Annotated in this window: 22 protein-coding genes and 1 riboswitch; of the genes, 9 read left to right on the top strand and 13 right to left on the bottom strand. The window is 70.2% G+C overall.

Translation table 11 applies throughout. From position 1 onward, the window contains the following. From GBZ26_RS10665 to GBZ26_RS10655, 3 genes are all read left to right on the top strand, one after another. A partial coding sequence (locus GBZ26_RS10665) for a response regulator (RefSeq protein ID WP_174438804.1) occupies window positions 1-3,937 on the top strand: 3,937 nt, incomplete at its 5' end. Window positions 3,938-3,947: 10 nt separating this feature from the next. After that, complete coding sequence (locus GBZ26_RS10660; protein ID WP_246654061.1) at window positions 3,948-6,035, top strand: response regulator; 2,088 nt, start codon at window positions 3,948-3,950, stop codon at window positions 6,033-6,035. Window positions 6,036-6,155: 120 nt separating this feature from the next. Continuing rightward, a complete protein-coding gene (locus GBZ26_RS10655) occupies window positions 6,156-6,740 on the top strand; it encodes an RT0821/Lpp0805 family surface protein (protein ID WP_174438803.1) in 585 nt (194 codons plus the stop codon). Between the two features lie 6 nt (window positions 6,741-6,746). Here the strand turns inward: GBZ26_RS10655 and GBZ26_RS10650 are convergent, their stop codons facing one another. From GBZ26_RS10650 to GBZ26_RS10630, 5 genes are all read right to left on the bottom strand, one after another. Continuing rightward, on the bottom strand, window positions 6,747-7,541 hold the full coding sequence (locus tag GBZ26_RS10650) for a DUF3108 domain-containing protein (RefSeq protein ID WP_174438802.1): 795 nt from the start codon (window positions 7,539-7,541) through the stop codon (window positions 6,747-6,749). 10 nt (window positions 7,542-7,551) lie between these two features. Continuing rightward, window positions 7,552-7,848: a GNAT family N-acetyltransferase gene (locus GBZ26_RS10645; protein ID WP_035680590.1), complete on the bottom strand. Its 297-nt coding sequence runs from the start codon at window positions 7,846-7,848 to the stop codon at window positions 7,552-7,554. Continuing rightward, window positions 7,845-9,473: an alpha-amylase family glycosyl hydrolase gene (locus tag GBZ26_RS10640; RefSeq protein WP_246654059.1), complete on the bottom strand. Its 1,629-nt coding sequence runs from the start codon at window positions 9,471-9,473 to the stop codon at window positions 7,845-7,847. Before GBZ26_RS10640 ends, GBZ26_RS10645 begins: the two co-directional genes overlap by 4 nt. Window positions 9,474-9,483: 10 nt before the next feature. Then, entirely contained in the window at window positions 9,484-10,269 is a 786-nt protein-coding gene (locus GBZ26_RS10635) for an SDR family oxidoreductase (RefSeq protein ID WP_174438801.1), read from the bottom strand. 73 nt (window positions 10,270-10,342) lie between these two features. After that, window positions 10,343-11,263 (bottom strand): DMT family transporter, encoded by a 921-nt coding sequence (locus GBZ26_RS10630; RefSeq protein ID WP_246654058.1) that lies wholly within the window; start codon window positions 11,261-11,263, stop codon window positions 10,343-10,345. A 301-nt stretch (window positions 11,264-11,564) separates the two neighbouring features. Between GBZ26_RS10630 and GBZ26_RS10625 the strand changes: the two genes are divergently transcribed. Next, the gene (locus GBZ26_RS10625; RefSeq protein ID WP_035680584.1) at window positions 11,565-11,747 is read left to right on the top strand and encodes a hypothetical protein; all 183 of its coding nucleotides are present in this window, start codon (window positions 11,565-11,567) and stop codon (window positions 11,745-11,747) included. A gap of 18 nt (window positions 11,748-11,765) precedes the next feature. Here GBZ26_RS10625 and GBZ26_RS10620 read toward each other — a convergent pair whose 3' ends face one another. The 3 genes from GBZ26_RS10620 to GBZ26_RS10610 all read right to left on the bottom strand — a co-directional run bounded on the left by GBZ26_RS10620 (window position 11,766) and on the right by GBZ26_RS10610 (window position 14,201). Continuing rightward, window positions 11,766-12,062, bottom strand: coding sequence for a DUF1289 domain-containing protein (locus tag GBZ26_RS10620; RefSeq protein WP_174438800.1), 297 nt, complete (start codon window positions 12,060-12,062; stop codon window positions 11,766-11,768). A gap of 90 nt (window positions 12,063-12,152) precedes the next feature. Beyond that, on the bottom strand, window positions 12,153-12,497 hold the full coding sequence (locus tag GBZ26_RS10615; RefSeq protein ID WP_174438799.1) for a hypothetical protein: 345 nt from the start codon (window positions 12,495-12,497) through the stop codon (window positions 12,153-12,155). 15 nt (window positions 12,498-12,512) lie between these two features. Further along, window positions 12,513-14,201, bottom strand: coding sequence for a methyl-accepting chemotaxis protein (locus GBZ26_RS10610; protein WP_246654057.1), 1,689 nt, complete (start codon window positions 14,199-14,201; stop codon window positions 12,513-12,515). 217 nt (window positions 14,202-14,418) lie between these two features. Beyond that, window positions 14,419-14,540, top strand: a riboswitch (yybP-ykoY riboswitch). Window positions 14,541-14,623: 83 nt separating this feature from the next. Between GBZ26_RS10610 and GBZ26_RS10605 the strand changes: the two genes are divergently transcribed. Next, the gene (locus GBZ26_RS10605) at window positions 14,624-15,187 is read left to right on the top strand and encodes a manganese efflux pump MntP (RefSeq protein WP_174438798.1); all 564 of its coding nucleotides are present in this window, start codon (window positions 14,624-14,626) and stop codon (window positions 15,185-15,187) included. Window positions 15,188-15,213: 26 nt separating this feature from the next. Here the strand turns inward: GBZ26_RS10605 and GBZ26_RS10600 are convergent, their stop codons facing one another. After that, on the bottom strand, window positions 15,214-15,654 hold the full coding sequence (locus GBZ26_RS10600) for a hypothetical protein (protein WP_174438797.1): 441 nt from the start codon (window positions 15,652-15,654) through the stop codon (window positions 15,214-15,216). Window positions 15,655-15,715: 61 nt separating this feature from the next. Then, complete coding sequence (locus GBZ26_RS10595; RefSeq protein WP_174438796.1) at window positions 15,716-16,084, bottom strand: hypothetical protein; 369 nt, start codon at window positions 16,082-16,084, stop codon at window positions 15,716-15,718. Window positions 16,085-16,363: 279 nt separating this feature from the next. Here GBZ26_RS10595 and GBZ26_RS10590 point away from each other — a divergent pair, with 279 nt between their 5' ends. Continuing rightward, the gene (locus GBZ26_RS10590) at window positions 16,364-17,053 is read left to right on the top strand and encodes an alpha/beta fold hydrolase (protein ID WP_174438795.1); all 690 of its coding nucleotides are present in this window, start codon (window positions 16,364-16,366) and stop codon (window positions 17,051-17,053) included. Between the two features lie 51 nt (window positions 17,054-17,104). Here GBZ26_RS10590 and GBZ26_RS30200 read toward each other — a convergent pair whose 3' ends face one another. Beyond that, entirely contained in the window at window positions 17,105-17,299 is a 195-nt protein-coding gene (locus GBZ26_RS30200; protein WP_246654055.1) for a hypothetical protein, read from the bottom strand. Window positions 17,300-17,555: 256 nt separating this feature from the next. On the opposite strand from GBZ26_RS30200, the gene GBZ26_RS10580 reads away from it, so the two are divergent. Beyond that, window positions 17,556-18,377 carry a tellurite resistance TerB family protein gene (locus GBZ26_RS10580; RefSeq protein ID WP_174438794.1) on the top strand — a complete coding sequence of 274 codons (822 nt, stop codon included), beginning with the start codon at window positions 17,556-17,558 and terminating at the stop codon, window positions 18,375-18,377. A 128-nt stretch (window positions 18,378-18,505) separates the two neighbouring features. Then, on the top strand, window positions 18,506-19,099 hold the full coding sequence (locus tag GBZ26_RS10575; RefSeq protein WP_174438793.1) for an O-methyltransferase: 594 nt from the start codon (window positions 18,506-18,508) through the stop codon (window positions 19,097-19,099). A gap of 12 nt (window positions 19,100-19,111) precedes the next feature. On the opposite strand, the gene GBZ26_RS10570 is transcribed toward GBZ26_RS10575, so the two are convergent. Beyond that, window positions 19,112-22,522 carry an acyl-[ACP]--phospholipid O-acyltransferase gene (locus GBZ26_RS10570; RefSeq protein WP_174438792.1) on the bottom strand — a complete coding sequence of 1,137 codons (3,411 nt, stop codon included), beginning with the start codon at window positions 22,520-22,522 and terminating at the stop codon, window positions 19,112-19,114. 3 nt (window positions 22,523-22,525) lie between these two features. Further along, window positions 22,526-23,107, bottom strand: a complete 582-nt coding sequence (locus GBZ26_RS10565; RefSeq protein WP_174438791.1) for a TetR/AcrR family transcriptional regulator — start codon at window positions 23,105-23,107, stop codon at window positions 22,526-22,528. A gap of 174 nt (window positions 23,108-23,281) precedes the next feature. Here GBZ26_RS10565 and GBZ26_RS10560 point away from each other — a divergent pair, with 174 nt between their 5' ends. After that, window positions 23,282-24,454 carry a M20 aminoacylase family protein gene (locus GBZ26_RS10560; RefSeq protein WP_174438790.1) on the top strand — a complete coding sequence of 391 codons (1,173 nt, stop codon included), beginning with the start codon at window positions 23,282-23,284 and terminating at the stop codon, window positions 24,452-24,454. The last annotated feature ends 43 nt before the right edge of the window (window positions 24,455-24,497 follow it).

The following is a 24,497-nucleotide window of genomic DNA, read 5'->3' as shown; positions in this document are numbered from 1 at the left end:
GCTCAACAGCTTCGCCTCGGAAGTCACCCGCGTGGCCCGCGAGGTCGGCACCGAGGGCAAGCTGGGCGGGCAGGCGCAGGTGAAGGGCGTCGCCGGCACCTGGAAGGACCTCACCGACAACGTCAACGCGATGGCGACCAACCTGACCAGCCAGGTCCGCAACATCGCGGAGGTCACCACGGCGGTGGCGAAGGGCGACCTGTCGCGCAAGATCACCGTGGACGTGAAGGGCGAAATCCGTGAGCTGAAGGACACCATCAACACGATGGTCGACCAGCTCAACAGCTTCGCCAGCGAGGTCACCCGCGTGGCGCGCGAAGTCGGCAGCGAGGGCAAGCTCGGCGGTCAGGCCCAGGTGAAGGGCGTCGCCGGCACCTGGAAGGACCTCACCGACAACGTCAACCTGCTGACCGGCAACCTGACCAATCAGGTCCGCAACATCGCCGACGTGACCACGGCGGTGGCCAACGGCGACCTGTCGCGCAAGATCACCGTGGACGTGAAGGGCGAGATCCTGGAGCTGAAGGACACCATCAACACGATGGTCGACCAGCTCAACAGCTTCGCCTCGGAAGTCACCCGCGTGGCCCGCGAGGTCGGCACCGAGGGCAAGCTGGGCGGGCAGGCGCAGGTGAAGGGCGTCGCCGGCACCTGGAAGGACCTCACCGACAACGTCAACATGATGGCCGCCAATCTGACCGGTCAGGTGCGCGGCATCGCCGAGGTCGTGACGGCGGTCGCCGAGGGCAACCTGAAGCGCAAGCTGACCGTGGCGGCGCGCGGCGAGATCGCGGCGCTGGCCGACACCATCAACGGCGTGATCGAGACGCTGGCCATCTTCGCCGATCAGGTCACCAACGTGGCGCGCGAGGTCGGCATCGAGGGCAAGCTGGGCGGTCAGGCCAAGGTGCCCGGCGCCACCGGCGTGTGGGGCGACCTGACCGACAACGTGAACCAGCTCGCCGCCAACCTGACCACCCAGGTCCGCGCCATCGCCGAGGTGGCGACCGCGGTGACCAAGGGCGACCTCACCCGCTCCATCGCCGTCGAGGCGTCGGGCGAGGTGGCGTCGCTCAAGGACAACATCAACGAGATGATCCGCAACCTGCGCGACACGACGCAGAAGAACGCGGAACAGGACTGGCTGAAGACCAACATCGCCAAATTCACACGGATGCTCCAGGGCGAGCGCGATCTGGTCACCGTCACCAACATGATCCTGTCGGAGATCGCCCCGCTGGTGAACGCCCAGCACGGCGTCCTCTACGTCACCAGCCGCGACGGCGAGGAGCCGGTCCTCGATCTGGTGGCCAGCTACGCCCTGAAGGAGCGCGACGGGCTGGGCACCCGCTTCACGCTGAAGCAGGGTCTGGTCGGCCAGTGCGCCCACGAGAAGAAGCCGATCCTGCTGACCAACGTGCCCAAGGATTATGTGCGCATCAGCTCCGGCCTGGGCGAGGCGGCGCCGCTGAACATCATCGTCCTGCCCGTCCTCTTCGAGAATGAGGTGAACGCCGTGCTGGAGCTGGCCTCCTTCGGCCATTTCAGCGAGACGCACCGCTCCTTCCTGGAGCAGCTCACGGAAAGCATCGGGATCGTCCTCAACACCATCGCCACCAACATGCGGACCGAGGGGCTGCTCAAGCAGTCGCAGCGCCTGACCGCCGAGTTGCAGAGCCAGCAGGAGGAGCTGAAGACCACCAACGAGCGGCTGGAGCAGCAGGCCGCCTCGCTCCGCCAGTCGGAGGAGCTGCTGATGGCCCAGCAGGAGAAGCTGCGCCAGACCAACGAGGCGCTGGAGGAGAAGGCGGAGCAGCTCTCCCTCACCTCCAAGTACAAGTCGCAGTTCCTGGCGAACATGAGCCACGAGCTGCGCACCCCGCTGAACAGTCTGCTGATCCTGTCCAAGCTGCTGTCCGACAACGGCGACCACAACCTGACTCCCCGGCAGGTGGAGTTCGCCCGCACCATCCACGCCGCCGGCTCCGACCTGCTGAACCTCATCAACGACATCCTCGACCTGTCGAAGATCGAATCCGGCACGGTCACGCTGGAGATCGGCGCGGTGGTGCTGGACGACCTGCGCGGCCATGTCGAGCGCACCTTCGCCCAGCTCGCCGAGGAGAAGGGGCTGCGCTTCGACATCGACATGACCCAGCCGCTGCCCGCGGCCATCCAGACCGACCAGAAGCGGCTGGAGCAGGTGCTGAACAACCTGCTGTCCAACGCCTTCAAGTTCACCGAGACCGGCGGCGTCACCTTCCGCGTCGGGCTGGCCGGCGAGGGCTGGAGTGCGGCCCACCCCGTGCTGAACGCGGCGGAGGGGGTGCTGGCCTTCACCGTCGTCGACACCGGCATCGGCATCCCCGAGAACAAGCAGCGCATCATCTTCGAGGCGTTCCAGCAGGCCGACGGCACGACCAGCCGCAAATACGGCGGCACCGGCCTCGGCCTGTCGATCAGCCGCGAGATCGCCCGCCTGCTCGGCGGCGAGATCCGCGTGCAGAGCGAATCCGGGGCGGGCAGCGCCTTCACGCTCTACGTGCCGATGGAGTTCGACGTCGCCCGCACCGGCGACCCGGCGCCGAAGCTGGCCCCCTTCCTGGCGCCGACGCGGCCCATCGTGGTGCCGGGGCCGGAGGAGCGGCTGGCGCTGCCCCACCACCAATCCGTCGCCGACGACCGCGAGCGCATCCGGCCCGGCGACCCGGTGGTGCTGATCGTCGAGGACGACGTGAAGTTCGCCTCGATCCTGGTCGATCTGGCGCGGGAGAAGGGCTTCAAGGCGATCCTCTCCCACGCCGGCAGCCCGGCCATGCCGATGGCCCGCAAATACCGTCCGGACGCGGTGATGCTGGACATCGGCCTGCCCGACATCGACGGCTGGGCGCTCCTCGACCTGCTGAAGCGCGACCCGCACACCCGCCACATCCCGGTCCACGTCATCTCCGCCAAGGAGGAGCGGCGCCGCGGCCTCGCCATGGGCGCCTTCGACTACACCGAGAAGCCGGCCGACCGCGAGGCGATCTTCGCGGCGCTCGCCAAGGTCAAGGGCTTCGTGGAGCGCCACCAGCGCCGGCTGCTGATCGTCGAGAAGCTGCCCAACCCGGAGACCGGCGGCATCGCCGGCCTGATCGACCACGACAAGGGCGGCAGCGGGAGCGGTGACGACATCGACATCAGGACCGTCGCCTCCGCCGAGGCCGCCCGCGCCCTGCTGGCGCGGGAGCGGTTCGACTGCATGGTGCTCGACCTGACGATCCCCCAGCCCAGCGATTTCGAGCTGATCGACAGCCTGCGCACCCGCGATTCCACCGCCTGGATGCCGGTCGTGGCCTATGTCAGCGACGCCATCGCGCCGGAGGACGAGGCGCGGCTGCGCCGGCTTGCCGAGACGGTGGTGCTGCGCAGCGTGCATTCCGCGGACTCGCTGCTCGACGAGACGGCGCTGTTCCTGCACCGGGCGGTGGACCGGCTGCCCGACGACAAGCGCAACGCGCTCGACCAGATCCGCCAGCGCGACCCGGTGCTGGCGGGGCGCAAGGCGCTGATCGTGGACGACGACTTCCGCAACATCTTCTCGCTCGCCAGCGTCCTGGAGGCCCACGACATGACGGTGCTGCACGCCGAGAGCGGGCCGGAAGGCCTGGAGCTGCTGAAGGCGCACCCCGACCTCGACGTGGCTCTGGTGGACATCATGATGCCGCTGATGGACGGCTACCAGACCATCCGGGAAATCCGCGCCACCGCGTCCGGGCGCGGCCTGCCGGTGATCGCCGTCACCGCCAAGGCGATGAAGGGCGACCGCGAGAAGTGCATCGAGGCGGGGGCGACCGACTATCTTGCCAAGCCGGTGGACATCGACCATCTGCTGTCCCTGCTGCGGGTCTGGGCGGGACGCCGGCAGGACGGCGGCCGCAACCCCGAACGGGAGTGAGGAGAATCCGATGCCCCACACCCAGATGCCCGCCAGCTTCACCGAGATCGATGACGCCATCCTGCCGCCGCCGGAGGTCCGCGTGCTCGTCGTCGACGACGACGCGAGAAACCTGCTGGCGATGCGGGAGACGCTGGCCGACCTCGACGCCACGGTGATCCTCGCCCGCTCCGGCGAGGAGGCGCTGAAGCGCGTGCTCGATCAGGATTTCGCGGCGATCCTGATGGACGTCCACATGCCGGGCATGGACGGCTACGAGACGGCGGAGCTGATCCGCAACCGCCGCAAGTCGCGGCACATCCCCATCCTGTTCCTGACCGCCATAAACAAGGACGAGATGCACATCTTCCGCGGCTATTCCGCGGGAGCGGTCGACTACATGTTCAAGCCGGTGGACCCGGTCATCCTGCGCAGCAAGGTCACCGTCTTCGTCGAGCTGTACCGCAAGACGGAGGAGGTGAAGCGCCAAGCCGCCCTGCGCGAGCGGCTGATGGCCGAGAACTACCGTGTGCGGGCCGAGAAGCTTGAGGCCGAACAGGCGCTGCGCCGGTCGGAGGAGCGGCAGGCGATGATTGCCCGCTCCCTGCCGATCCTGCTCTACACCGCCGGACCGGAGCGCGGCACGCCCTTCCGCTACGTCACCGAGAACGTCGAGGCGCTGTTCGGCTTCCCCGCCGAGCGCTTCCTGACGGACGGCGGTTTCTGGGAATCGCGCCTGCACCCGGACGACCGCGAGCGCGCCGCCGTCCAGTTCGAGGCGATGCGGCAAGGCGGCGTATCGACGGTGGAATACCGCTGGCGCGCCGCCGACGGGCAGTACCGCACGCTTCTGGAAAAGGCCATGCTGTTGCCGGGCGAGGACGGACGGCCGCCGGAACTCTGCGGCACGGTGCTCGACGTCACCGACACGCGGGAGCTTCAGCTCCAGCTCGCCCATGTCCAGAAGATGGAGACCATCGGCCAGTTGACCGGGGGCATCGCCCACGACTTCAATAACATGCTGACCGTGGTCATCGGCAGCCTGGAGCGGCTGGCCCGCATGGCCTTCGACGACCCCAAGGCGGCGCGGCGGGTGGAGATGGCCCTTCAGGCGTCGCTGCGCTGCTCCGACCTGACGCGGCGGCTGCTCGCCTTCGCGCGGCGCCAGCAACTCCACCCGGAAAGCGTGGACATCGAGGCGCTGGTCCGCAACATGGGCGAGCTGATGGAGCGCACGCTGGGCCCGGCGATCACCGTCGAGATCGACAGCGCGCCGTCCCTCTGCCCGGCGTTGGTTGACCGCACGCAGGCGGAGTCGGCCCTGCTGAACCTCGTCATCAACGCGCGCGACGCCATGCCGTCGGGCGGGACACTGACCATCGCCACGACCATGGTGGAGGCCGAGGAGGGGGACGCCGAGCTGAGCCCCGGACGCTATGTGCGGATGACGGTGAGCGACACCGGCTGCGGCATGCCGCCGGAGGTCCTGGCCCGCGCCTTCGAACCCTTCTTCACCACCAAGGAGATCGGCAAGGGCACCGGGCTGGGGCTCAGCATGATCCACGGCTTCGTGAAACAATCGGGCGGGCAGATCCGGGTGGAGAGCGAGCCGGGCCGCGGCACCTCCTTCCACCTCCATCTGCCTTGCGCGCCGGCGGCCGCCCGCAAGGCGAAGGAGCCGGAGGACGGCGTGGAAGCCGGTCCGCTGCCCGGCAAGGGCGAGGTGGTCCTGGTCGTGGACGACGACCGCGACGTGCGGCAGGTCGCCGTCCTGACCCTCCAGGATCTCGGCTACACCGTGGTCGAGGCGGAGAACGGGCCGGAAGCCCTGGCCGTGCTCGCCGGGGAACCGCGGGTGGACCTGCTCTTCACCGACGTGGTGATGCCCGGCGGCATGAACGGGCTGGAACTGGCCCAGGAGGCGCAGCGCCGCCATCCCGCCCTGAAGGCGCTCTACGCCTCCGGCTACGCCCATGGCGTGGCCGGAGGGCTGAGCGGCGAGGGACCTGGTGCGGAATTCCTGATCAAGCCCTACCGCGACCGAGACCTCGCCCGCGCCGTCCGCAAGGCGCTGGGCGGTGGCGTGGCGGATGCCTTCCCGGAGTTGAAGCGCGCCTGACGATTGCCATCCTCGTCAAAAACCATCCTCGCCAAAGGCCGTTGTCGCCCTTTTGCCCCAACCGTAAGCGGGGCCTTGGTGTTCAGATGACGGTCGCGTTGCAATAAAGGAGTAGACGACGTGTCCGCTGTCCGCCTGTCCGGGATTCGCTTCGCCTCGGTCCTTTGCCTCGGCCTGTCCGTCGCCCTGCCCCTGACCTCCGCACCGGCCGCGGCGCAGGTGTTCACCCAGGGCGGATACGGCGCGCCGACCCAGACCAACCCGCAGAGCAGCGGCGGCAACACGACCTTCGGCATCGACAACGACCTGCTGGGCAAGCTGGGCGGGGCCGCGGTCGGGGCGCTCGCCGGGTCGCAGATCGGCAAGGGCAGCGGCAACCTGCTGGCCATCGGCGCCGGCGGCCTGCTCGGCTACTTCGCCGGCGGCTATCTGATGGAGCAGTTGAGCCCGGGCAGCCGCAACGCGGCGCAGAGCGCGGAGACCCGCGCGCTCGACGCGCCGGTCGGGCAGACCATCCGCTGGAACAGCCCGGACAGCACGAACACCAGCGGCACCATCACCCCGATCCGCGCCGGGCGCGATTCCGCCGGGCGGGAGTGCAAGGAGTTCCAGCACAAGGTGACCATCGACGGCCGCCAGGAATCCGCCACCGGCACGGCCTGCCGCGGCGACGACGGGCAGTGGCGCCTCGCCGCGACTCCGTAACTCCGGTTACAAGCCGGCCTTCACGCCGACGGTGTGAACGAGCACCGTCATCGTGTCGGTCGGCACCTCCACCGTCACGGGAACGACGCGCCCGCTCTCCGGCGCGCGGGCGAACCACACGGTCGCCTTGCGCTCGACCCCCTCGGCGAAGAAGCGGTCCCGGTCGCGGTCACCCTGGAAGCCGGCCACCGGGCGGACCGTGACCGCGCAGACCTCCGCCGTTCCCGTGGCGATGCGGTAGCGCGACGACGGCAAATCCCCCTTGCCCTGCGGCGTCATGATGATGTCGTAGCGGCGGCGCCCGTCATAGACGGGATAGCGTCCGCCGCAGCCGCCCGCCCGGCTGGCGGTCAGGATCACCGCCGCCCCGGCGCTCAACGGATCGATGCTGCCCCGGCGGCTGTCCGGCGGCACCCGCGCCGCCTTGTCGGGGCTGAGCGGCGGGTCGGCCGTCACATCCACCCCGTCGGGGCCGAAGGACAGCGTCATGACGTCCTGCTTGCGGCGCAGCCGGCGCTCGCCGCGAAAGCGGTCCGGTTCAGCGGTGCCCGCTTCCAAACGTCCGGCGGACTCGGCCCGGTAACGGAAATTGGTGAAAAGGCCGAGCCAGGGCACCGCTTCCGCCTCCAACGCCGCCCGGTAGCGGCTGGCGGCCCCCTCCACCTGCTCGGTCAGCACGACGCTGCCGCGCGCCAGGGAGACGCCGCCGCCATAGGCGGCGAAGTCGAGTTCCAGCGTCCCAGCGCGGCCCGCCGCCGGCAGAAGCGACAGCAGGCCGGCGGCCAGGAGAATCCGTTTCACGGCAATTGCCTCACGTCGATGGTCCGCCCTCCGCGACGACCAGATCCTGGTACTCCGGGTGGCGCTGGATGTATTTGGCCACGAAGGGGCAAACCGGCACAACCTTCTGCCCGCTGGAGCGGGCGTCCTCCAGCGCGCCGCGCGCGAGGGCGGAGCCGACGCCCTGCCCGGCCATGCTTTCCGGAACCTCCGTGTGGGTGAAGACGATGGCCCCATCGCGCTTTTCGTACTCCACCACCGCGGTGGCGTCGCCCACGGTCAGCTCGTACCGGTTCCTGGCCGCGTTGTTCTTCACATCCCCGCTCATTCCCCACCCTTTCCCTTGTCGTCGAAACCGATCACCACCCCCTCGTCGGGCCGCAGGCGGAGGATGCCGGACACCGGCTCCCCACCGCGGTCGAGATGGGTGGACAGCCGGATATGGGCAGCGTCCGGCACCGCGTCCACCATCCGCTCCCCGGCCGACAGGTTCAGCAGGACGCGGAAGCGGCCGGTACCATGGCGGCGCTCATAGGACAGGATGTCGTTCTCTGCCGACACCGGCTCGTAGCGCCCGACCGACAGGGCCGGTTCCGCCCGCCGCAGGGCCAGCAGGGCACGATGGAGCGCCAGCATGGAGGACGGGTCGGCCGCCTGCGCCGCCACGTTCACCCGGTCATGGTCGGGGCCGAGCGGCAGCCAGGGCTCGCCCGTCGTGAAACCGCCCCGCGGGCGGTCGTCCCAGGGAATCGGCGTGCGCACCGGGTCGCGGCCCAGCCCCAGGCCGGGGATGTTCTTCTCCCACGGGTCCTGCACGCGGTCGGGGGGAATGTCCACGTCGGTCATCCCGATCTCGTCGCCCTGGTAGAGCGTCGGCGTGCCCCGCAGGGTCAGCAGCAGCATGGCCGCCACCCGCGCCTGGCCCCGCCCCAGCCGGCTCGCCACGCGGGAGCGGTCGTGGTTGCCGAGCACCCAGTTCGGCCAGCCGCCGGGCGGCAGGGCGGCCTCGTAGGTGCGGATCAGCGCGGCCAGCGTCTTGGCCTCCCACGGGGTGGACAGCAGATGGAAGTTGAAGGGAAGCTGGAAGCCGGTCAGGTCGGCGCCGTAATAGGCCATGAGCTGGTCGATGGGCAGATAGGCCTCGCCGATCAGCAGCCGGTCGGGGCCATACCCGTCGGCCACCCGGCGCATGGCGGCGATGGCGTCGTGCACCTCCGGTTGGTCCACGGTGTGGAGGCGGATCACCCGCCGCACGGGCGACATGCCCTCCCGCCAGCCGGGGTTCGGCGGGTTGTCGCGGAATTGCGCGTCCTTGATCAGGTGGTGGATGGCGTCCACCCGGAAGCCGTCCACCCCGCGGTCCAGCCAGACGCGCAGTGCGTCGAGCATGGCATCGCGCAGCGCCGGGTTCCGCCAGTTGAGGTCCGGCTGCTCCTTCAGATAGGCGTGGTAGTAGTACTGGCCGGTCGCCGCGTCCCATTCCCAGGCGCCGCCGCCGAACTCCGACAGCCAGTTGTTCGGCGGTCCGCCGTCCGGGGCCGGGTCGCGCCAGATGTACCAGTCCCGCTTGGGATCGTCGCGCGACGAACGGCTGGCCTGGAACCACGGGTGCCGGTCGGAGCTGTGGTTGGGCACGAAATCCAGGATCAGCTTCATCCCCCGGCGGTGCAGCTCCGCCAGCAGCCGGTCGAAATCCTCCATCGTCCCGAACAGCGGGTGGATGCCCGTGTAGTCCGACACGTCATAGCCGAAATCGGCCATCGGCGACGGATAGATCGGCGACACCCATAGCGCGTCCACCCCGAGCGCCTGGAGATGGTCGAGCCGGGCCAGGATGCCCGGCAGGTCCCCCACCCCGTCGCCGTTCGAATCCTGGAAGGAGCGCGGGTAGACCTGATAGATCACCCCGCTCTGCCACCACGCGGCGCCGTCCGCCATGAAGCTGTCCGCCATGAGCGGGTCCTCAGCCGATCAGCAGGGATTCGGCGCCGTCGATCCAGACGGGGGTGCCGGTGATGTGCTTCGAGCGGTCCGACGCCAGGAACAGCGCCAGCTCCGCCACGTCGGCGCTGCTGCCCGGCTTGCCGCGGGTCAGCGGAATCTCGCCGTCGGGATATTCGGCGGCCTCCTCGGCCTTCTCGGTGTTGCGCGACTGGGTGTTGTCCTGGATGTCCGTGTCGATCATTCCCGGACAGATGGCGTTGACGCGGATGCGGTGCTTGGCCAGCTCCAGCGCCAGCATCTGGACCATGGCGACCTGCGCCGCCTTGGTGCAGGAATAGGCGGTGGCCCCGGCGTTGCTGAACACCCGCGTGCCGTTGATCGAGGCGGTCACCAGCACCGACCCGCCGCCCGCCTTCTTCAGATGCGGCACCGCGTGGTGCAGCGTCAGGTAGGTGCCGCGCAGGTTGATGTTGATGGTGCGGTCCCATTCCTCCGGCGTCAGCTCGTCGATCGGCGCCCAGACGCCGTTGATCCCGGCGTTGGCGAAGACGATGTCCAGCCGCCCGTATTCCTGGACCAGCCGGTCCACCGCCCGTTTCACGGCCTCGCTGTCGGCGACGTCGGCGACCAGGGGGATGGCCTTGCCGCCCGCCGCGGTGATCTCCTCCGCCGTCCTGCGGATCTCGTCCTCGGTGCGGCTGAGCACACCGACGCTCGCCCCGGCGCTGGCGAACAGGGTGGCAGACGCCTTGCCGATGCCCGACCCGGCCCCGGTGATGAGGGCGACTTTTCCGTTCAAATCCATGATGAAACCGGCTCCGCTGCTTGTGCTGGGACAGCAGAGCCAACCGGTGGCGGCCGGGCCGGTTCCCGTCTTTCTACGCCCCCGCGGCGGGGGCGCGGCGGTTCACCAGCCAGATGCCGGCACAGACCAGCAGCATCGCCGCGGCGAGGCTCGCGCTGACCCGCTCGCCCAGCAGCAGGGCGCCGGACAGCACGCCGAACAGCGGCGTCAGGAAGGTGAAGGCCGACAGGCGGGCCGCCGGGTAGCGGGCGACCAGCCAGAACCAGGCGAGGTAGGAGGCGAAGGCCACCACCACGATCTGGAAGGCGAGGCAGGCGAGCGCCAGCGGGCCGGGCGCGGTCACCCCCGCCTCGCCCATCAGAAGCGAGGCCACCGGCATCACCGCACCGGAAACGGCAAGCTGGTAGAACAGCACCTTGGTCGAGCTGGCGCGGACCAGCTTGCTGCCCTTGATGACGAGCGTGGTGGCCGCCCACAGCACCGCCGCCGCCAGCACCATCAGGTCGCCGACCATCTCGCGGTTCGTCGGCAGGCGCAGCCCGTCGGCGAAGGCGACGGCCACACCGACGAAGGCGCAGGCCAGCCCGGCCGCCTGGATGCCGCGCATCCGCTCCCCCGGCAGCAGCAGATGCGCTCCGACCGACACCAGGAAGGGCGCCGTGTAGAGGAACAGGATGCTTCGCGACACCGTGGTGTAGGACAGCCCCGTGTAGATCAGCAGGAACTCCCCGGCGAACAGGGTGCCGGCCAGCAGGCCCAGCCCCAGCGTGCCGTCCCGTTCGAACAGGCGCATGCCGCGCAGCGCCGCCCAGGCCCACAGCAGCGTCAGCGCGCCCAGCGAGCGCAACCCGCCCTGGAGCACCGGCGAGAATCCGGTCATGGCGACCTTGATGGCGACCTGCTGCAAGCCCCAGAGCAGGCAGAGCAGGACCAGCGTGGCGGAGGCGGCGCCGTCCAGCTCCGCGCGGCGTTCGGTCATGGCGATGGCGGTCATGATGATGGCTGCGGCGACCGGCGGTCCACCGCCATCCCCACCGCACGTCCTCCCCGGTTTTCTTCCTTCGACGTGCAGAATGGGACGGCGCCGGGAAGCCGGTCAACGAACGCCTGCGAAGGGCAGACCCGCGCGCGAGATCGATGGCCCGAGCGCACTTTTGTGCAATGCGGTACACAGGCATGCCCATAATGCGCAGCTCACCGCCGTCCCAAGGTTCATATTGAACGGGCAATCGACGGCGCCGCCTCTGCGGCACCCAGACCTTCCACAGCAAATCAACACCGGAAAAGGAACGGACGTGATCCACAAGATCATGGACAAGATCGACCGCGTCATCGCCCAGAAGCGTGAGAACGGCGAGCTTGATGCTTGGCTATCCAACGGCATGGCCCGCCGTTACTGCCAGGAACTGACGGCGTCACAGAGGCACTATTACCCTGCCCTGCTGCTCTATGTGGAACGGCACGCCGGGATCGGTTGAGACTGCGAGCGGCGGCGTTCACTCCGCCGCCTTGACCACCGGCCCCTCCAGGTCCGACCGGCGGGCGCGCAGGGTGGCGAGCTTCGCTTCCAGCTTGCGGATCTTCTTGTCGAGCTTCTTCGTCCGCTTGCCGTCCTTCTTGGAAACGGTGCCGCCGCGCGCGGCGATGCGGGCGTTGATCGCCGCCTTCGTCTCGTCCGGCAGGCGTTTCCAGTGCCTCACCTCCGCGCGGGTGCGGAAGCAGCCCATGCAGCGGTCCGCCGCGTCGTAGCGGCAGAGCTTCGTGCAGGGATTGCGGGTGTCGTGCGTGTTCATAGCGCCAAAGGATGGGTGTGGCAGGGCTGAAGGAAAAGCCCCGGCCGCCCCGTCCTGCGGGCGATTCTCAAAAAAGCGGGTCTCGGATAATCAGGGCGTCACGCGCCCGGACAGGCAGGAGGCCCGCGCCCGCTCGTCCACCGCCGCCGCCGCGGCGCCGGCCGCCCCCTCCCCGCCATAGAGCGCGGCGGGAAGCGGCCGGCCGGTGGCCTCGCCCTCCTTGCGGTGCCAGGACAGGATGCAGGAGCACACCCGCACCGCCGCCTCGGTGGAGCCGGTGTTCTGCGTCGCGAAGGGGCTGGCCTCGCAGGCCGCCAGGAAGTCCCGGTTCGCGTCGGTCCGCCCACCGTCCGGCGGGTCGCCGCTGAAGACCAGCAGCGCCGCCAAGCACGCGAAGAAGAACACGAACAGCAACGAACGCGGGTTGCGGAACACGGATGGGAGCCCCCCTTATGCCGAACGCACCTGGTTGAGGAACGCGCCGGCCTGCTCGCGCAGGGCCAGTGCCTGACGGCCGAGGTCGGCGGCGGCGGAGCGCACCTCCGACGCCATGCTGCCGGTCTCATGCGCGGAGGCCGACACGTCGCGGACGCTGTGGGTCACCTCCGATGTGCGGTCGGCGGCGCGCTGGACGCTACGGGCGATCTCACCGGTGGTGGCGTTCTGACGATCGGCGGCCCCGGCGATGCGGCCCACCAGATCGTTGACCGCGACCACCGTGCGCCCGATGCCGCCGATGGCCGTCACCGCGCTGCCGGTCACCGCCTGGATCTCCGCAACCTGCTGGGCGATCTCGTCGGTTGCCCTGGCCGTCTGGTTGGCGAGCCCCTTCACCTCGTTGGCGACGACGGCGAAGCCCTTGCCGGCTTCCCCCGCCCGCGCCGCCTCGATGGTCGCGTTCAGGGCCAGCAGGTTGGTCTGCGCGGCGATGCTCTGGATCAGCGTCACCACCTCGCCGATCTTGCCGGCGGCGGCGGCGAGTCCCTCGACCGTGTGGTTGGTGCGCTCCACCTCCTCCACCGCGTTGCGGACCATGCGGGAGGACTCGTCGATCCGGCGGGACACCTCGACGATGGACGCCGTCAGCTCCTCGGTGGCGCCGGCCACGGTCCGCACGTCGTCGCTGGCCTCGCCCGCCGCACCGCTGACCGCGGCGGCCTGCCCGCTGCTGCTCTCGGCAATGCCTTGCAGGCGCTGGGCGTTGGATTCGAGCTGGGCCGTGGTGGCGCTCAGCGTCTCGACGACGCTCAGCATCGTTTCTTCGAAGCTGCGGGCGACCGCCTCCAGCGCGTCGCGGCGGTCCCGCTCGGCGCGGGCGCGCTCCTCCGCCTGGGCGGCATCGAGCCGGGCGACCCGCTGCGCGTTCTCCTTGAAGACGCTCAGCGCCTGGGCCATGCCGCCGATCTCGTCCTTGCGGCCGAGCGCCGGGACCTCGACCGACAGGGTCCCCGTCGCCAGCCGTTCCATGGCGCCGCGCATGGCGGACAGCGGACGGAAGATGCGCCGCGACAGCAGCAGGCTGCCACCGGCCACCAGGAGCGTCACCAGGGCGCCCAGCCCGCCGATCATCGTCTGGGTGTCGCGGATCGGGGCGAAGAACTCCGCCCTCGGCACGCCGACATAGAGCACGCCGACCACCTTGCCCGAGCGGTCCTTGATCGGGTCGTAGGCGGTGTAGAAGGGAACGCCCAGAATGTCGGCCTGCCCGCGGTACGGCTCGCCCCGCACCAGCACGGCGTCGTAGACCGGCCCCTTGGCCAGCTTGGTGCCGACGGCCCGCCCGCCGTCCGGTTTCTGGACGTTGGTGGTGACCCGCGTGTCGCCCATGAACAGGGTGGCGGTGCCGCCGACCAGCGCCTTCACGCGGTCCACCGGTTCGAAAAAGCCGTTCAGCGCCCGGTCGCCGGCGTACAACGTACCGTCGCGGACATTGATGTCGCGCCCGTACTGGTTCAGCACGTCCCAGGCGACGCGCATGTTCGTTTCCTGCCGCTCGACCGCCATGCGCTCCGCATAGCGGCTCAGCAACGTCTCGTTGACCGCAAAGGTGGCGCCCGTCAACACGACCAACCCACCGACACACAGCGACACCGTCTTGCCCGCGAGCGACAGCGAGCCGACCCCCGTCAGCAATCCCATGGCGAATTCCCCCGCCCAATCATGCCCATCACATTGGAGCGTTTCGCACCCCAACGAACCGCACCGGCATAAAGGCGTCAGAGGCTCTTAACAAATCGTTCCGCCTTGCACCAGGGCGCCGGTGGCGCACTCCGGCCGGCGCTTTTTTAGAGTGATTCAAATATATATGAACAGCTGTTCATATAGATTGACACCCACACGCACCGGCGCTAGGGTCCGCTCCGTCATTGGGGAGTAGCCACCCTCCGTCGAGAGGGGCGTGCGCCAACAGACTCGGGACCTTCCTGCATCAGGCCGTCCCGTGGCGCACGCGGCAGCCGGACAGAGTCCGGCCGGTTCGGCAAGACCGATGGTGCGGACGCTCCCGAAGGCCAACCGGGGGTAGCCGTGCTGTCGTGCCCGTTTGGCCGGAGTTCGTTGCCATGCTCGGTGTGACCTCCCTCGTCCTCGCCGTCAGCCTTTCCATGGACAGCTTCGCCGCGGCGTTGGGCCGCGGCGCCGTTCAGAAGCGTCCCGGCCTGTCCGAGGCGTTGCGGGTCGGTTTCGCCTTCGGCGCCTGCCAGTTGTCGATGGCCTCCATCGGCTGGGCGGTGGGTTCGGCCTTCGCCGGCTTCGTCCAGGCGGTGGACCACTGGATCGCCTTCGGCCTGCTGCTGCTGATCGGCGGCTCGATGATCCGCAACGCGCTCGCCGGGGAAGAGGACGACGAGGCGGCCGCCGCCCGCTCGGGCTGGCTGGCCCTGCTGACGGTGGCGGTGGCGACCAGCATCGACGCCAGCGCGGTGGGGGTGGGCCTCGCCATGGCGGACGTGAACATCGCGGTGACCGCCAGCCTGATCGGCGTGGTCACCTTCCTGATGGGCTTCGGCGGCGTCCTGCTGGGCCGGGCCGCAGGCCCGCTGCTCGGCCGCCGGGCGGAGTTGATCGGGGGTCTCGGCCTTCTCGCCATCGGCACCAAGATCCTGGTCGAGCACACCCTGCTGTAACGCCCAACCGCCAGCGGTCGCCGTCCTCAGGCGGCGACGGCGTGGATGGTGTGGCCGGCGGCGACGGCGGCCACCGTCTGGGCGAGAAGGCCCGGACGCTCCTGAATCCGGTCGCAAACCGCGCTGAAGTCGATGGACAGCGCCCGCTCTCCACGGTCGCGCAGGGCACGGCAGCGCCGTTCGGCGTGCTCCAGCGTCGCCACGGCGGCCCGGATGACCCCGGCCGCGATCTTCAGCCGGCTCGCCCGCGCGGCCTCGGCGATGCGCTGGTCATTCTGCCCCAGCCAGTGGGACAACTCCTGCGCCGCCGCCGTGAATTCCCGCTCCAGCGCCGCCGGGTCGCAGAGGAAAGCGCCGCTGGGCAGATGCAGCCGGCCGTTGGCCGACGGGAGCGACAGGGCCGCCGCGATGATTGCGGAGGCCAGTTCCTGCCCGGAAAAGGGCGTCTTCACACACTCGTTCATCATACAAGCGTTCATCGGTTCGCTCTCCAGCAGGACCCGGCGCCCAGTCAGGGCATGGACGACCTCAGGGCACGGACAATTGCGCGCGGGCCATGCCGCCGTGCAGCGTGTCGAAGCAGACCACGCACTCCGGCGAGTCGGCGATGTAGGCCAGAACGTCCGCATAGGGGCCGTCGATGTGGATGAGTTCCGACCCGCGATCCTCCGCCGCGCCGCGGCTGTGGGTGATCGTCAGCATGTCCATGCGCGGGCCGCGCCCGCCGGTGGTCGCCGCCAGCACCGCCGCCCGCTGCCGATGATCAGAGTGGCGATGATCGGACGGCCGGTGATCGGGGCGCAGGGCGACCACGACGCCGGCGGGAGCGGCATCGTCGACACCGCGGACGGTGTTCGGGCGGCTTCCGGGACGGACGGCGGAAAGGGTCTTGACCATGGCTCACCTCAAGGGCTCGGGCTGGCGATACGGACGGACTGGCTTGGCGGAAGGGGCGGACAATCGCCTCGTCTCACTGTTGGTATACCGTATCCCAGAACAATCTTAGCTTCAAGGGCGATTCTGCGAAATTTTCATCCCGCTTCGCAGCATGACATCCTTTGACCCCAGAGCCGGACCGGCTTTTCCGCAGGGAGGAAAAGCGCAGGCTCCGCGCTGGACAGGCGGGCGCGGGCGTGCTCAGAGGATAGGGTCGGTCACTGTCACAGGAATCGGTCCATGGACCCGGTCGCCACTTCCGTCATCCTCGTCCACGGCGCCTTCGCCGACGGCTCCGCCTGGAGCCGCGTGATCCCTCTGCTCCAGGCCCAGGGGCTGGAGGCGATCGCCGTGCAGAATCCGCTGACCTCGCTGGACGAGGACGTCGCCCATGTCCAACGCGCCATCGACCGCGCCAAGGGGCCGGTGGTGCTGGTCGGCCATTCCTGGGGCGGGGCGGTGATCACCCAGATCGGGAATCAGGACAAGGTGAAGGCGCTGGTCTATGTGGCGGCCTTCGCGCCGGGGGTCGGCCAGTCGCCGAACGACACGCTGAAGCCCTTCCCGCCCTCGCCCGGCCTGTCCAGCGTGTCGATGGACCGTGCGGGCTATCTGCATTTGTCGGCGGAGAGTCTGGCGGCGAACTTCGCCCAGGATGTGCCGGCGGCGGAGGCGGCGCTGCTGGCCGCGACGCAGGGGCCGGTCCATGCCGGCTGCTTCCGCACGCGGGTGACCGCCGCGGCGTGGGAGCACAAGCCGTCCTGGTACGTCGTCGCCGGCGAGGACCGAATGCTTCCCCCGGCCTTCCTGCGGGCGACCGCGGAGCGCATCGGCGCGCGGACGGTCGAGGTCGGGACCAGCCACATCCCGCACGCCTCCCGGCCCGACGCGGTGGCGGCGGTGATCATCGAGGCGGCGGGCGCCCGCTGACAGGCACCCGGCCGCTTCCAATCACGGTTTCAGGGGCACGGTTTCACGGCGTCACCCGGCGGCGCAGCAGCAGGCGGGCTCCGGATCGGATTCGTCGTCGTTCGCGGCGACGCAGCCGTGCGCCGTGCCCAGCAGGCGGTGGAGATAGTCGTTCCACAGCGATCCGCAGGCCGGGGCCGGCGGCGGAACGAACGGTGTCGGCGACAAGTCCAGCGGAGGCGGTTCCGCGTGCCGGTCGAAGGTCATGGGTGTCTCCTCCAAAATGCGACCCGCCGACCGGCGGGCGTCGGCGCTTGCTGCGCTCTGATGCGCGCCACGATAGCGGAAGTCGGTGCCCTGCACAGCCTGTTCGAAAGCCACCCCACCTCCGGCATAGCGGCCGTCATAGGAGATGGATCGGCGGGTATGGCCCATCATCGGCACCGATAGCTATGCCGTGACGCCCAGCCCTCCCGCCTGTTGATGAGGCGCGAAGCCGCATCGACAAGGAGAGAGGCGCGTCATGGCGAATCTTCAGAACATCCTCGGCACCCTTCTGGCGACCGGCATGGGAGGACACAGCCGCAGGAGCGCACAGGATCTTGGGTCGATCCTGAATCGTTCGGGAATGGGTGCCGGGCCGGCGATGCACGCCCGCGGCGGTATGGGCGTCGGCCCCATGGCCGGGCTGGGCGCGCTGGCCTACCTCGCCTACCGCGCCTATCAGGAGCGTCAGCAGAACATGCCGCCCTCCGGGCAGCCTTCCTCTGGACAGGCGCCGGATCGCTCCGGACAGCCGAGCGCCAGCCCGTGGGGGGCGCCGCCGTCCGGTTCGGGCAACACGCCGGGGGGCATCCTCGGCGGCATCCTCGGCGGGGCCGGCGCTTCCGGCGGCGGATCGCTGGGCGAGCGGCTGTCCCAGGTCTTCCAGCAGCGCACCGCTCCCCCGCCCGACGCTGCCCCGTCGGGAGCCGGCGAAGGCGCGTTCCCGGAACTCGCCATGGAGGATCAGCACGCCCTGCTGCTGATCCGCGCCATGATCGCCGCCGCCAACGCCGACGGCGAGATTTCGGAGGCCGAGCGCCAGCGCGTCATGTCCGCCCTGGACGAGGCCGGCGGTGGCCCGGAGGAACGGCGGATCGTGGAGCAGGAGCTGTCCCAGCCGCAATCGCTCGACTCGCTGGTCCGCTCCGTCACCGATCCGGACATGGCGGAGCAGGTCTATCTGGCCTCGCTGATGGCGGTGGACCGCGAGCATGAGGCGGAACGCGCCTATCTCACCTACCTCGCCACCCGCCTGAAGATCGCCCCGCAGCGCGCCGAGCAGCTCAACCAGGCGGCATAACCGCTCCAACCACAAGCCCCCTCCCGCTACCCGGCGGGAGGGGGCTTTTCGTTGACGGCACTCTCTTGACCGCACGGCCACAATCGGCGCAGGGTCTTGTCCCACTCTCCGCCACCGGGACCAACACCATGCTGCTGGATGACGCCGTCGACCGCGTGCTCCGCGATCTCGAAAGCTATGGGCGCGACAACGACGCGCGCGAGGGCGACCGTGCCCGCAAGATGCTGAATCTGGAGCGCGAGACGGCGGAGCTTCTGCACATCCTGGTGCGCAGCGGGCGCCGCCGCCGGGTGCTGGAGATCGGCACCTCCAACGGCGTCAGCACCCTGTGGCTCGCCGCGGCGTTGCAGGCCATCGGCGCCACCGAGCCGCTGACCAGCATCGAGCGCGATCCGGGCAAGAGCGCCCAGGCCGCCACCAACCTGGAGCGCGCCGGGCTGGCCAGCCGCGTCACCCTGCTGGTCGGCGACGCGACGGAGACGGTGGCGGGGCTGGACGGCCCCTTCGACTGCGTGTTCTTCGACGCCGACCGCTGGAGCGCCCCGGAGCAGCTTCGCCTTCTGCTGCCGAAGCTGGAGCCGGATTGCCTGCTGCTGGCCGACAACGCCCTGTCGCACCCGCAGGAGATCGAAGGCTACGTCGCGGCGGTGGACGCCCTGCCCGGCTTCGGCTCCACCATCTTCCCGGTGGGCAAGGGGCTGCACGTCGCCTGCCGCCCCTGACCACACCGGTCGTCAGGCCGTCTCGCTCGCCAGCATCTCCGCGGCCAGCCGGCTGACGGCGGGGTAGTCGGTCTTGCCGGTGCCGAGCAGGGGGATCGTCTCCACCCGCAGCACGTCGCGGGGAATGGCGATTTCCGGCGCGCCCTTGGCCTTGGCCGCCGCCGCCAGCGCGTCGCGGGTCAGGCCGGCGCCGGCGGTGACCAGCACGATCCGCTCGCCGCGCCGGGCGTCCGGCAGGGCGACGGCGGCATGGGCGGCGTCGGGGTCGGCCTGGAGCGCCAACTCCTCGACCAGCCCCAGCGGGACCATCTCGCCGGCCACCTTGGCGAAGCGCTTGACGCGCCCGACAATGCGGATGAAGCCGTCGGCGTCGATGTCCACGATGTCGCCGGTGTCGTGCCAGCCGTCCTCCGGCGGTTCGACCACACCGGGGTTGTCGGCGCGCATGTAGCCCTTCATCACGTTCGGCCCGCGCACCCGCAGACGCCCACCCACCGGCACACCGGGGACCGGCTGCAGCTCCGTCTCGATGCCCGGCAGGGCCTGCCCGACCGTGCCGGGGCGGAAGCGGGCCGGCGTGTTGACGGCGATCACCGGCGAGGTCTCTGTGGTGCCGTAGCCTTCCAGCAGATGCACGCGCAGCCGTTCCGTGTAGGTGCGGCGCGTCTCCTCCTGCAACCGCTCGGCCCCGGCGAAGACCAGCCGCAGCGAGCGAAAGTCGTAGGGGTCCGCCGCCCGCGCCCAGGCGTTCAGGAAGAAGTCCGTGCCGAACAGCACCGTGGCGTTGGTCTGGTAGACCAGCTCCGGGATCAGCCGGACATGGCGCGGGTTGGGGTAGAACACCGTCTTCACCCCGTTCAGGATCGGCAGCAGCATCCCGCCGAGCAGCCCGAAGGAGTGGAAGACCGGCAGGCAGTTGAACACCACGTCCTGCCGCGTGAAGTCCACGACGGAGGCCACCTGCGCCATGTTGGCGAGCAGGTTGTCGTGGGTCAGCGCCACGCCCTTGGGCGGTCCCTCCGACCCCGAGGTGAAGAGGATTGCCGCCACGTCGTCCGGCTGGCCTTGCTCCGGCAGGAAGCGCTCCGGCGCCACCGACGCGGCCAGCGCCCGCAGCTTGTCGCCGATGCCCAACCCGCGCTTCACCTCCTCCAGATAGACGATGCTGTGCTCGGCGGCCAGCGCCTCGACCAGCGGGCCGAGCCGTCCCATCTCCACGAAGCGGGCCGACGTGACGATGCGGCGCAGCCCGGCGGCGCGGCAGGCCGCCTTCACGGCCTCCGCCCCGGCGGTGAAGTTCAGCATCGCCGCGGGCCGCCCGTAGGCCGCCAGCCCGAAGAACACCGCCGCGGTCGGCGAGGCGGTCGGCAGCAGCACGCCCACCGCCTCCCCCGGTTCGGTGCCGCGCGCCAGGATGCGGCCCAGCACCAGGGAACGCGCGGTCAGGGCGCGGTAGGACAGCGTCGTGAAGTCGCCGTCCTGGACCGCCGCCTTGCCCCAGCCGGTCTTCCGCCCGGCCTCCAGCAGGGCGAGCGCCAGCGTGTCGGGCCGCTGCCCGGCGGCGAAGACGGTCTCCGTCATGACGCGCGACAGCCAGGACTTCAGCGCCGCCCGCCGCTTCTTGCCGGCCAGCCCCGTCACGTCCGGGGTGGCGACCGGCGGCATGACCGTGATGGTGATCCGCGGGAACAGGCCCAGCCGCAGCCGCCCGTGCATCCGCGACAGGAAGGAGCGTTGAGCCCCCTCGATGCAGACCGGCACGATGGGGCAGCCCGCCTTGTCGGCCAGCATGCCGGGACCGCCGTTGATCTTCATCAGCGAGCCGGTGACGGTGATCCGCCCCTCTGGGAAGACGCAGATCTTGTGGCCGTCGGCCAGGGTGCGGGCGAGCAGGCGCGTGCCCATCGGCTTGGTCGGGTCGATGGTCACATGGTCGGCCAGCGCCAGGAAGGGCTTGGCCCAGGCCTGCTGCGCGATGAAGCTGTCCACGGCGAAGCGCATCCCCGGCAGGAAGGCGGCGAGCAGAGCGCCGTCCAGGAAGGACTGGTGGTTCGGCGTGACGACCGCCGCCCCCTCCAGCCGCTCCAGATGCTCGGCACCGCGCAGTTCCACCCGGAAGGCCAGCCGGAAGAAGGCGCGGGCCAGCGCCCGCCCCATCCCCACCGCGTCGATGGCGAGCGCCAGGACAACGGCGGCCAGCATGCTCGCCCCGCCCCAGGCGGCGACGGTCAGCGGCGTGACGCCCAGCGCCAGCATGGCCGCCGCGATGCCGGAGCCGACCACCATGAACAGCGCGTTGACCACGTTGGCCGCCGCGATCACCCGGGCGCGGGCCGAGACCGCCGCGCGGTGCTGGATCAGCGCGTAGAGCGGCACGGCGAAGGCGCCGCCCGCCGCGGCGATCAGGAACAGGTCGGCCAGCAGTGGCATCGCCCAGGGCTGGGCCAGCAGGGCCAGCGCCGACAGCGGCTCCGTCGACGGCGCATCGGGCGTCAGGAAAGGCAGCGCCGCCCCGGCCACGGCCGCGACGAGGCCCGCCAGGGCGGCGCGGCGCGCGTCGGCGCGCGACGGCACCCGGTGCCCCAGCCCGGCGTAGACGGAGCCGACCGCCACGCCCACGGCGAAGACCGCCAGCAGCAGGGTCGCCCCCGCGCTGTCGGTGCCCAGCGTTTCCCGCGCGATGGCCGGGAACTGCGCCATGACGACCGCGCCGACGCCCCAGAAGACGGAGATGCCGTAAATCGCCAGCATGGACACGCGGTCCTGCGCGGTGGCGCGCAGAACGCGCAGGGTGACCGACACCGGGTTCAGCCCGACGCGCACCGTCCGGTCGGCGTTGCCCGCCCGCGGGATCAGCAGCGACGCCGCCAGCCCGCCCAGCGCCGTCGCCCCGAGCAGCCCTGGCAGCGCCAGCGGGTGGGCCAGCGCCAGCGAGCCGCCGGCGATGGTGCCGAGCAGGATCGCCACGAAGGTCCCGGCCTCCACCAAGCCGTTGCCGGCGGTCAGTTCCTCCGGCTTCAGCAGGTCGGGAAGCAGGCCGTACTTGACCGGCCCGAAGACGGTGGAATGGGCGCCCATGCCGACCAGCGCGACGATCAGCACGCCGAGGTCGGCGCGCATGATGCCCCAGGCGGCGATCGCCATCAGGCCGATCTCCGCCACCTTGACGGCGCGGGCGATCAGCGTGCGGTCGAACCGGTCGGCCAGTTGCCCGGCGGTCGCCGAGAACAGCAGGAAGGGCACGGTGAAGGCCGCCGCGGCGAGCGTCGAGATCAGCGCGCCGTCGCCCGCCGTCCCCGCCATGCCGTAGACCGCCAGCACCGCGATGGCGCCGCGCAGCACGTTGTCGCCGAAGGCGCCGAGGAACTGCGTCACGAACAGCGGCAGGAAGCGCCGCGTGGCGAGAAGGCCGAGTTCGCCCATGGCTCAGGTTTCCTTTCCGGTGGACAGGCCGCGCAGCAGCGTGTCGGCGACCGTGTCGGCCAGCGTGCCGAGCGGGGCCGTCTGCCGTCCGTAAACGTGCGACTGGATGTTGAGGACGATGGCGCCGATCACGGTGTGGGCCAGCGCCTCGCGGTCGGCGTCGACGATGCTCCCCTCCGCGATGCCGTCGCCGACGATGGCGCAAACCACGTCCACCGGCGTCTCCAGCCCGTCCGGCACCAGCGGCAGAGCGTCGTGCTGCGACAGCAGGAGGAAGCGCGCGCGGTCCGGCGCCGCCTCGACCAGCCCGAAGGCCCAGGCGATGACGCGGCGCAGCCGCTCCGGCGCCGGACCGCTCCCCGCCGCCTCGCGCAGGCTGTGCGACAGGGCGGTGTATTCGGCGGCGAACAGGGCGGCGGCAAGGTCATCCTTGCTCGCCCAATGGCGGTACAGCGCCCCCTCCGACACCCCGGCGGCGCGGGCGATGTCCTTGATGGTGGTCGCCTTCACCCCCTTCTGGGCGAACAGCGCGATGGCGGCGTCCCGGACCTTGTTGCGGGCGTCGATGCGGGCATCTTTGGACATGGCGTTCCCGTCGTGGCGTCAGTCATGAGTGAACGTTCACTCACATCCTGCACGGAACCGGGCCGCGCTGCAAGGGTGATGTGACGGCACCGCATCGCCATGCGCTTTGCACGGCGGGGGCATTTTTGGGCAAGATCATTCGCACACACTCATGAAACACAGGGAAACAGGGACATGGTGAGGACGATCGAGGGGACGGAGGCGCTGACGGCGGACATGACCGCGTGGCGGCGCGACCTGCACGCCCACCCGGAAACGGCCTTCGAGGAGGAGCGGACCAGCGATTTCGTGGCGGAGAAGCTGGCCTCCTTCGGGCTGGAGGTTCACCGCGGCCTCGCCAAGACCGGTGTGGTCGGCCTGCTGCGCAACGGCGAGGGCCCGGCGGTCGCCTTCCGCGCCGACATGGACGCCCTGCACATCCACGAGCAGACCAACCTGCCCCACGCCTCGCGCAATCCGGGGCGCATGCACGCCTGCGGACACGACGGGCACACGGCGATGCTGCTGGGCGCGGCGCGCCACCTGTCGGCGCATCCGAACTTCCAGGGCACCATTGCCTTCGTCTTCCAGCCCGCGGAGGAGAACGAGGGCGGCGGGCGCGTGATGGTCGAGGACGGGCTGTTCGAGAAATTCCCCGTCGAGCAGGTCTACGGCATGCACAACTGGCCGGGGCTTGAGGTCGGCAAGATCGCGCTGCGCCCCGGCCCCATCATGGCCGCCTACGACATTTTCGAGCTGACCCTGACCGGCAAGGGCACCCACGCCGCCATGCCGCATCTGGGCACCGACACGATCCTGGCCGGCACCCAGATCGTCAACGCCTGGCAGACCATTGCCAGCCGCAGCGTGCATCCCGTCGATTCCGCCGTGGTGAGCGTCACGCAGTTCCACGCCGGCGACACGTGGAATGTCCTTCCGGCCACCGCCGTCCTGCGCGGAACCACCCGCACCTTCCGCAAGGAGGTGCAGGACATGGTGGAGCGGCGCATGGGCGAACTGGCCAAGGCCATCGCCAGCGGCTTCGGGGTCGAGGCGGAGATGCGCTACGAGCGCCGCTACCCCTCCACGGTGAACGAGGCCGGAGCGACCGAACTGGCCCGCCGCGCCGCCGCCGGAGTCGTCGGCGAATCGGGGCTGGACCTGGACCCGATGCCCAGCATGGGCGCGGAGGATTTCGCCTTCATGCTGCAGCAACGGCCGGGCTGCTACGTCTGGGTCGGCGCCGGTTCGTCGGACGGCGGGCGCAACCTGCACAGCCCGCATTACGACTTCAACGACGCGGTCCTGCCCATCGGTCTCAGCTATTGGGTGCGGCTGGCCGAAACGGTGCTGCCGCGCGCGGCGTGACGGCAACTGAAGTCCCCTCTCCCGCCCCGGGAGAGGGAGGGGC

This window comes from Azospirillum formosense (assembly GCF_013340925.1).
Lineage (GTDB): Bacteria > Pseudomonadota > Alphaproteobacteria > Azospirillales > Azospirillaceae > Azospirillum > Azospirillum formosense.
Note: the sequence above shows the minus strand (reverse complement) of the source record. Positions and strands in the feature narration are given on the sequence as shown.

Coding starts and splice junctions, on each gene's coding strand:
- GBZ26_RS10610 (WP_246654057.1), bottom strand. CDS start 14,201: ATGGGATTGCTGACGGGGGTCGGCTCGCTGTCGCTCGCGGGCAAGACG.
- GBZ26_RS10560 (WP_174438790.1), top strand. CDS start 23,282: ATGGTGAGGACGATCGAGGGGACGGAGGCGCTGACGGCGGACATGACC.
- GBZ26_RS10595 (WP_174438796.1), bottom strand. CDS start 16,084: ATGGTCAAGACCCTTTCCGCCGTCCGTCCCGGAAGCCGCCCGAACACC.
- GBZ26_RS10640 (WP_246654059.1), bottom strand. CDS start 9,473: ATGGCGGACAGCTTCATGGCGGACGGCGCCGCGTGGTGGCAGAGCGGG.
- GBZ26_RS10580 (WP_174438794.1), top strand. CDS start 17,556: ATGGCGAATCTTCAGAACATCCTCGGCACCCTTCTGGCGACCGGCATG.
- GBZ26_RS10620 (WP_174438800.1), bottom strand. CDS start 12,062: ATGAACACGCACGACACCCGCAATCCCTGCACGAAGCTCTGCCGCTAC.
- GBZ26_RS10600 (WP_174438797.1), bottom strand. CDS start 15,654: ATGATGAACGAGTGTGTGAAGACGCCCTTTTCCGGGCAGGAACTGGCC.
- GBZ26_RS30200 (WP_246654055.1), bottom strand. CDS start 17,299: ATGACCTTCGACCGGCACGCGGAACCGCCTCCGCTGGACTTGTCGCCG.
- GBZ26_RS10565 (WP_174438791.1), bottom strand. CDS start 23,107: ATGTCCAAAGATGCCCGCATCGACGCCCGCAACAAGGTCCGGGACGCC.
- GBZ26_RS10570 (WP_174438792.1), bottom strand. CDS start 22,522: ATGGGCGAACTCGGCCTTCTCGCCACGCGGCGCTTCCTGCCGCTGTTC.
- GBZ26_RS10575 (WP_174438793.1), top strand. CDS start 18,506: ATGCTGCTGGATGACGCCGTCGACCGCGTGCTCCGCGATCTCGAAAGC.
- GBZ26_RS10590 (WP_174438795.1), top strand. CDS start 16,364: ATGGACCCGGTCGCCACTTCCGTCATCCTCGTCCACGGCGCCTTCGCC.
- GBZ26_RS10660 (WP_246654061.1), top strand. CDS start 3,948: ATGCCCCACACCCAGATGCCCGCCAGCTTCACCGAGATCGATGACGCC.
- GBZ26_RS10645 (WP_035680590.1), bottom strand. CDS start 7,848: ATGAGCGGGGATGTGAAGAACAACGCGGCCAGGAACCGGTACGAGCTG.
- GBZ26_RS10605 (WP_174438798.1), top strand. CDS start 14,624: ATGCTCGGTGTGACCTCCCTCGTCCTCGCCGTCAGCCTTTCCATGGAC.
- GBZ26_RS10635 (WP_174438801.1), bottom strand. CDS start 10,269: ATGGATTTGAACGGAAAAGTCGCCCTCATCACCGGGGCCGGGTCGGGC.
- GBZ26_RS10630 (WP_246654058.1), bottom strand. CDS start 11,263: ATGACCGCCATCGCCATGACCGAACGCCGCGCGGAGCTGGACGGCGCC.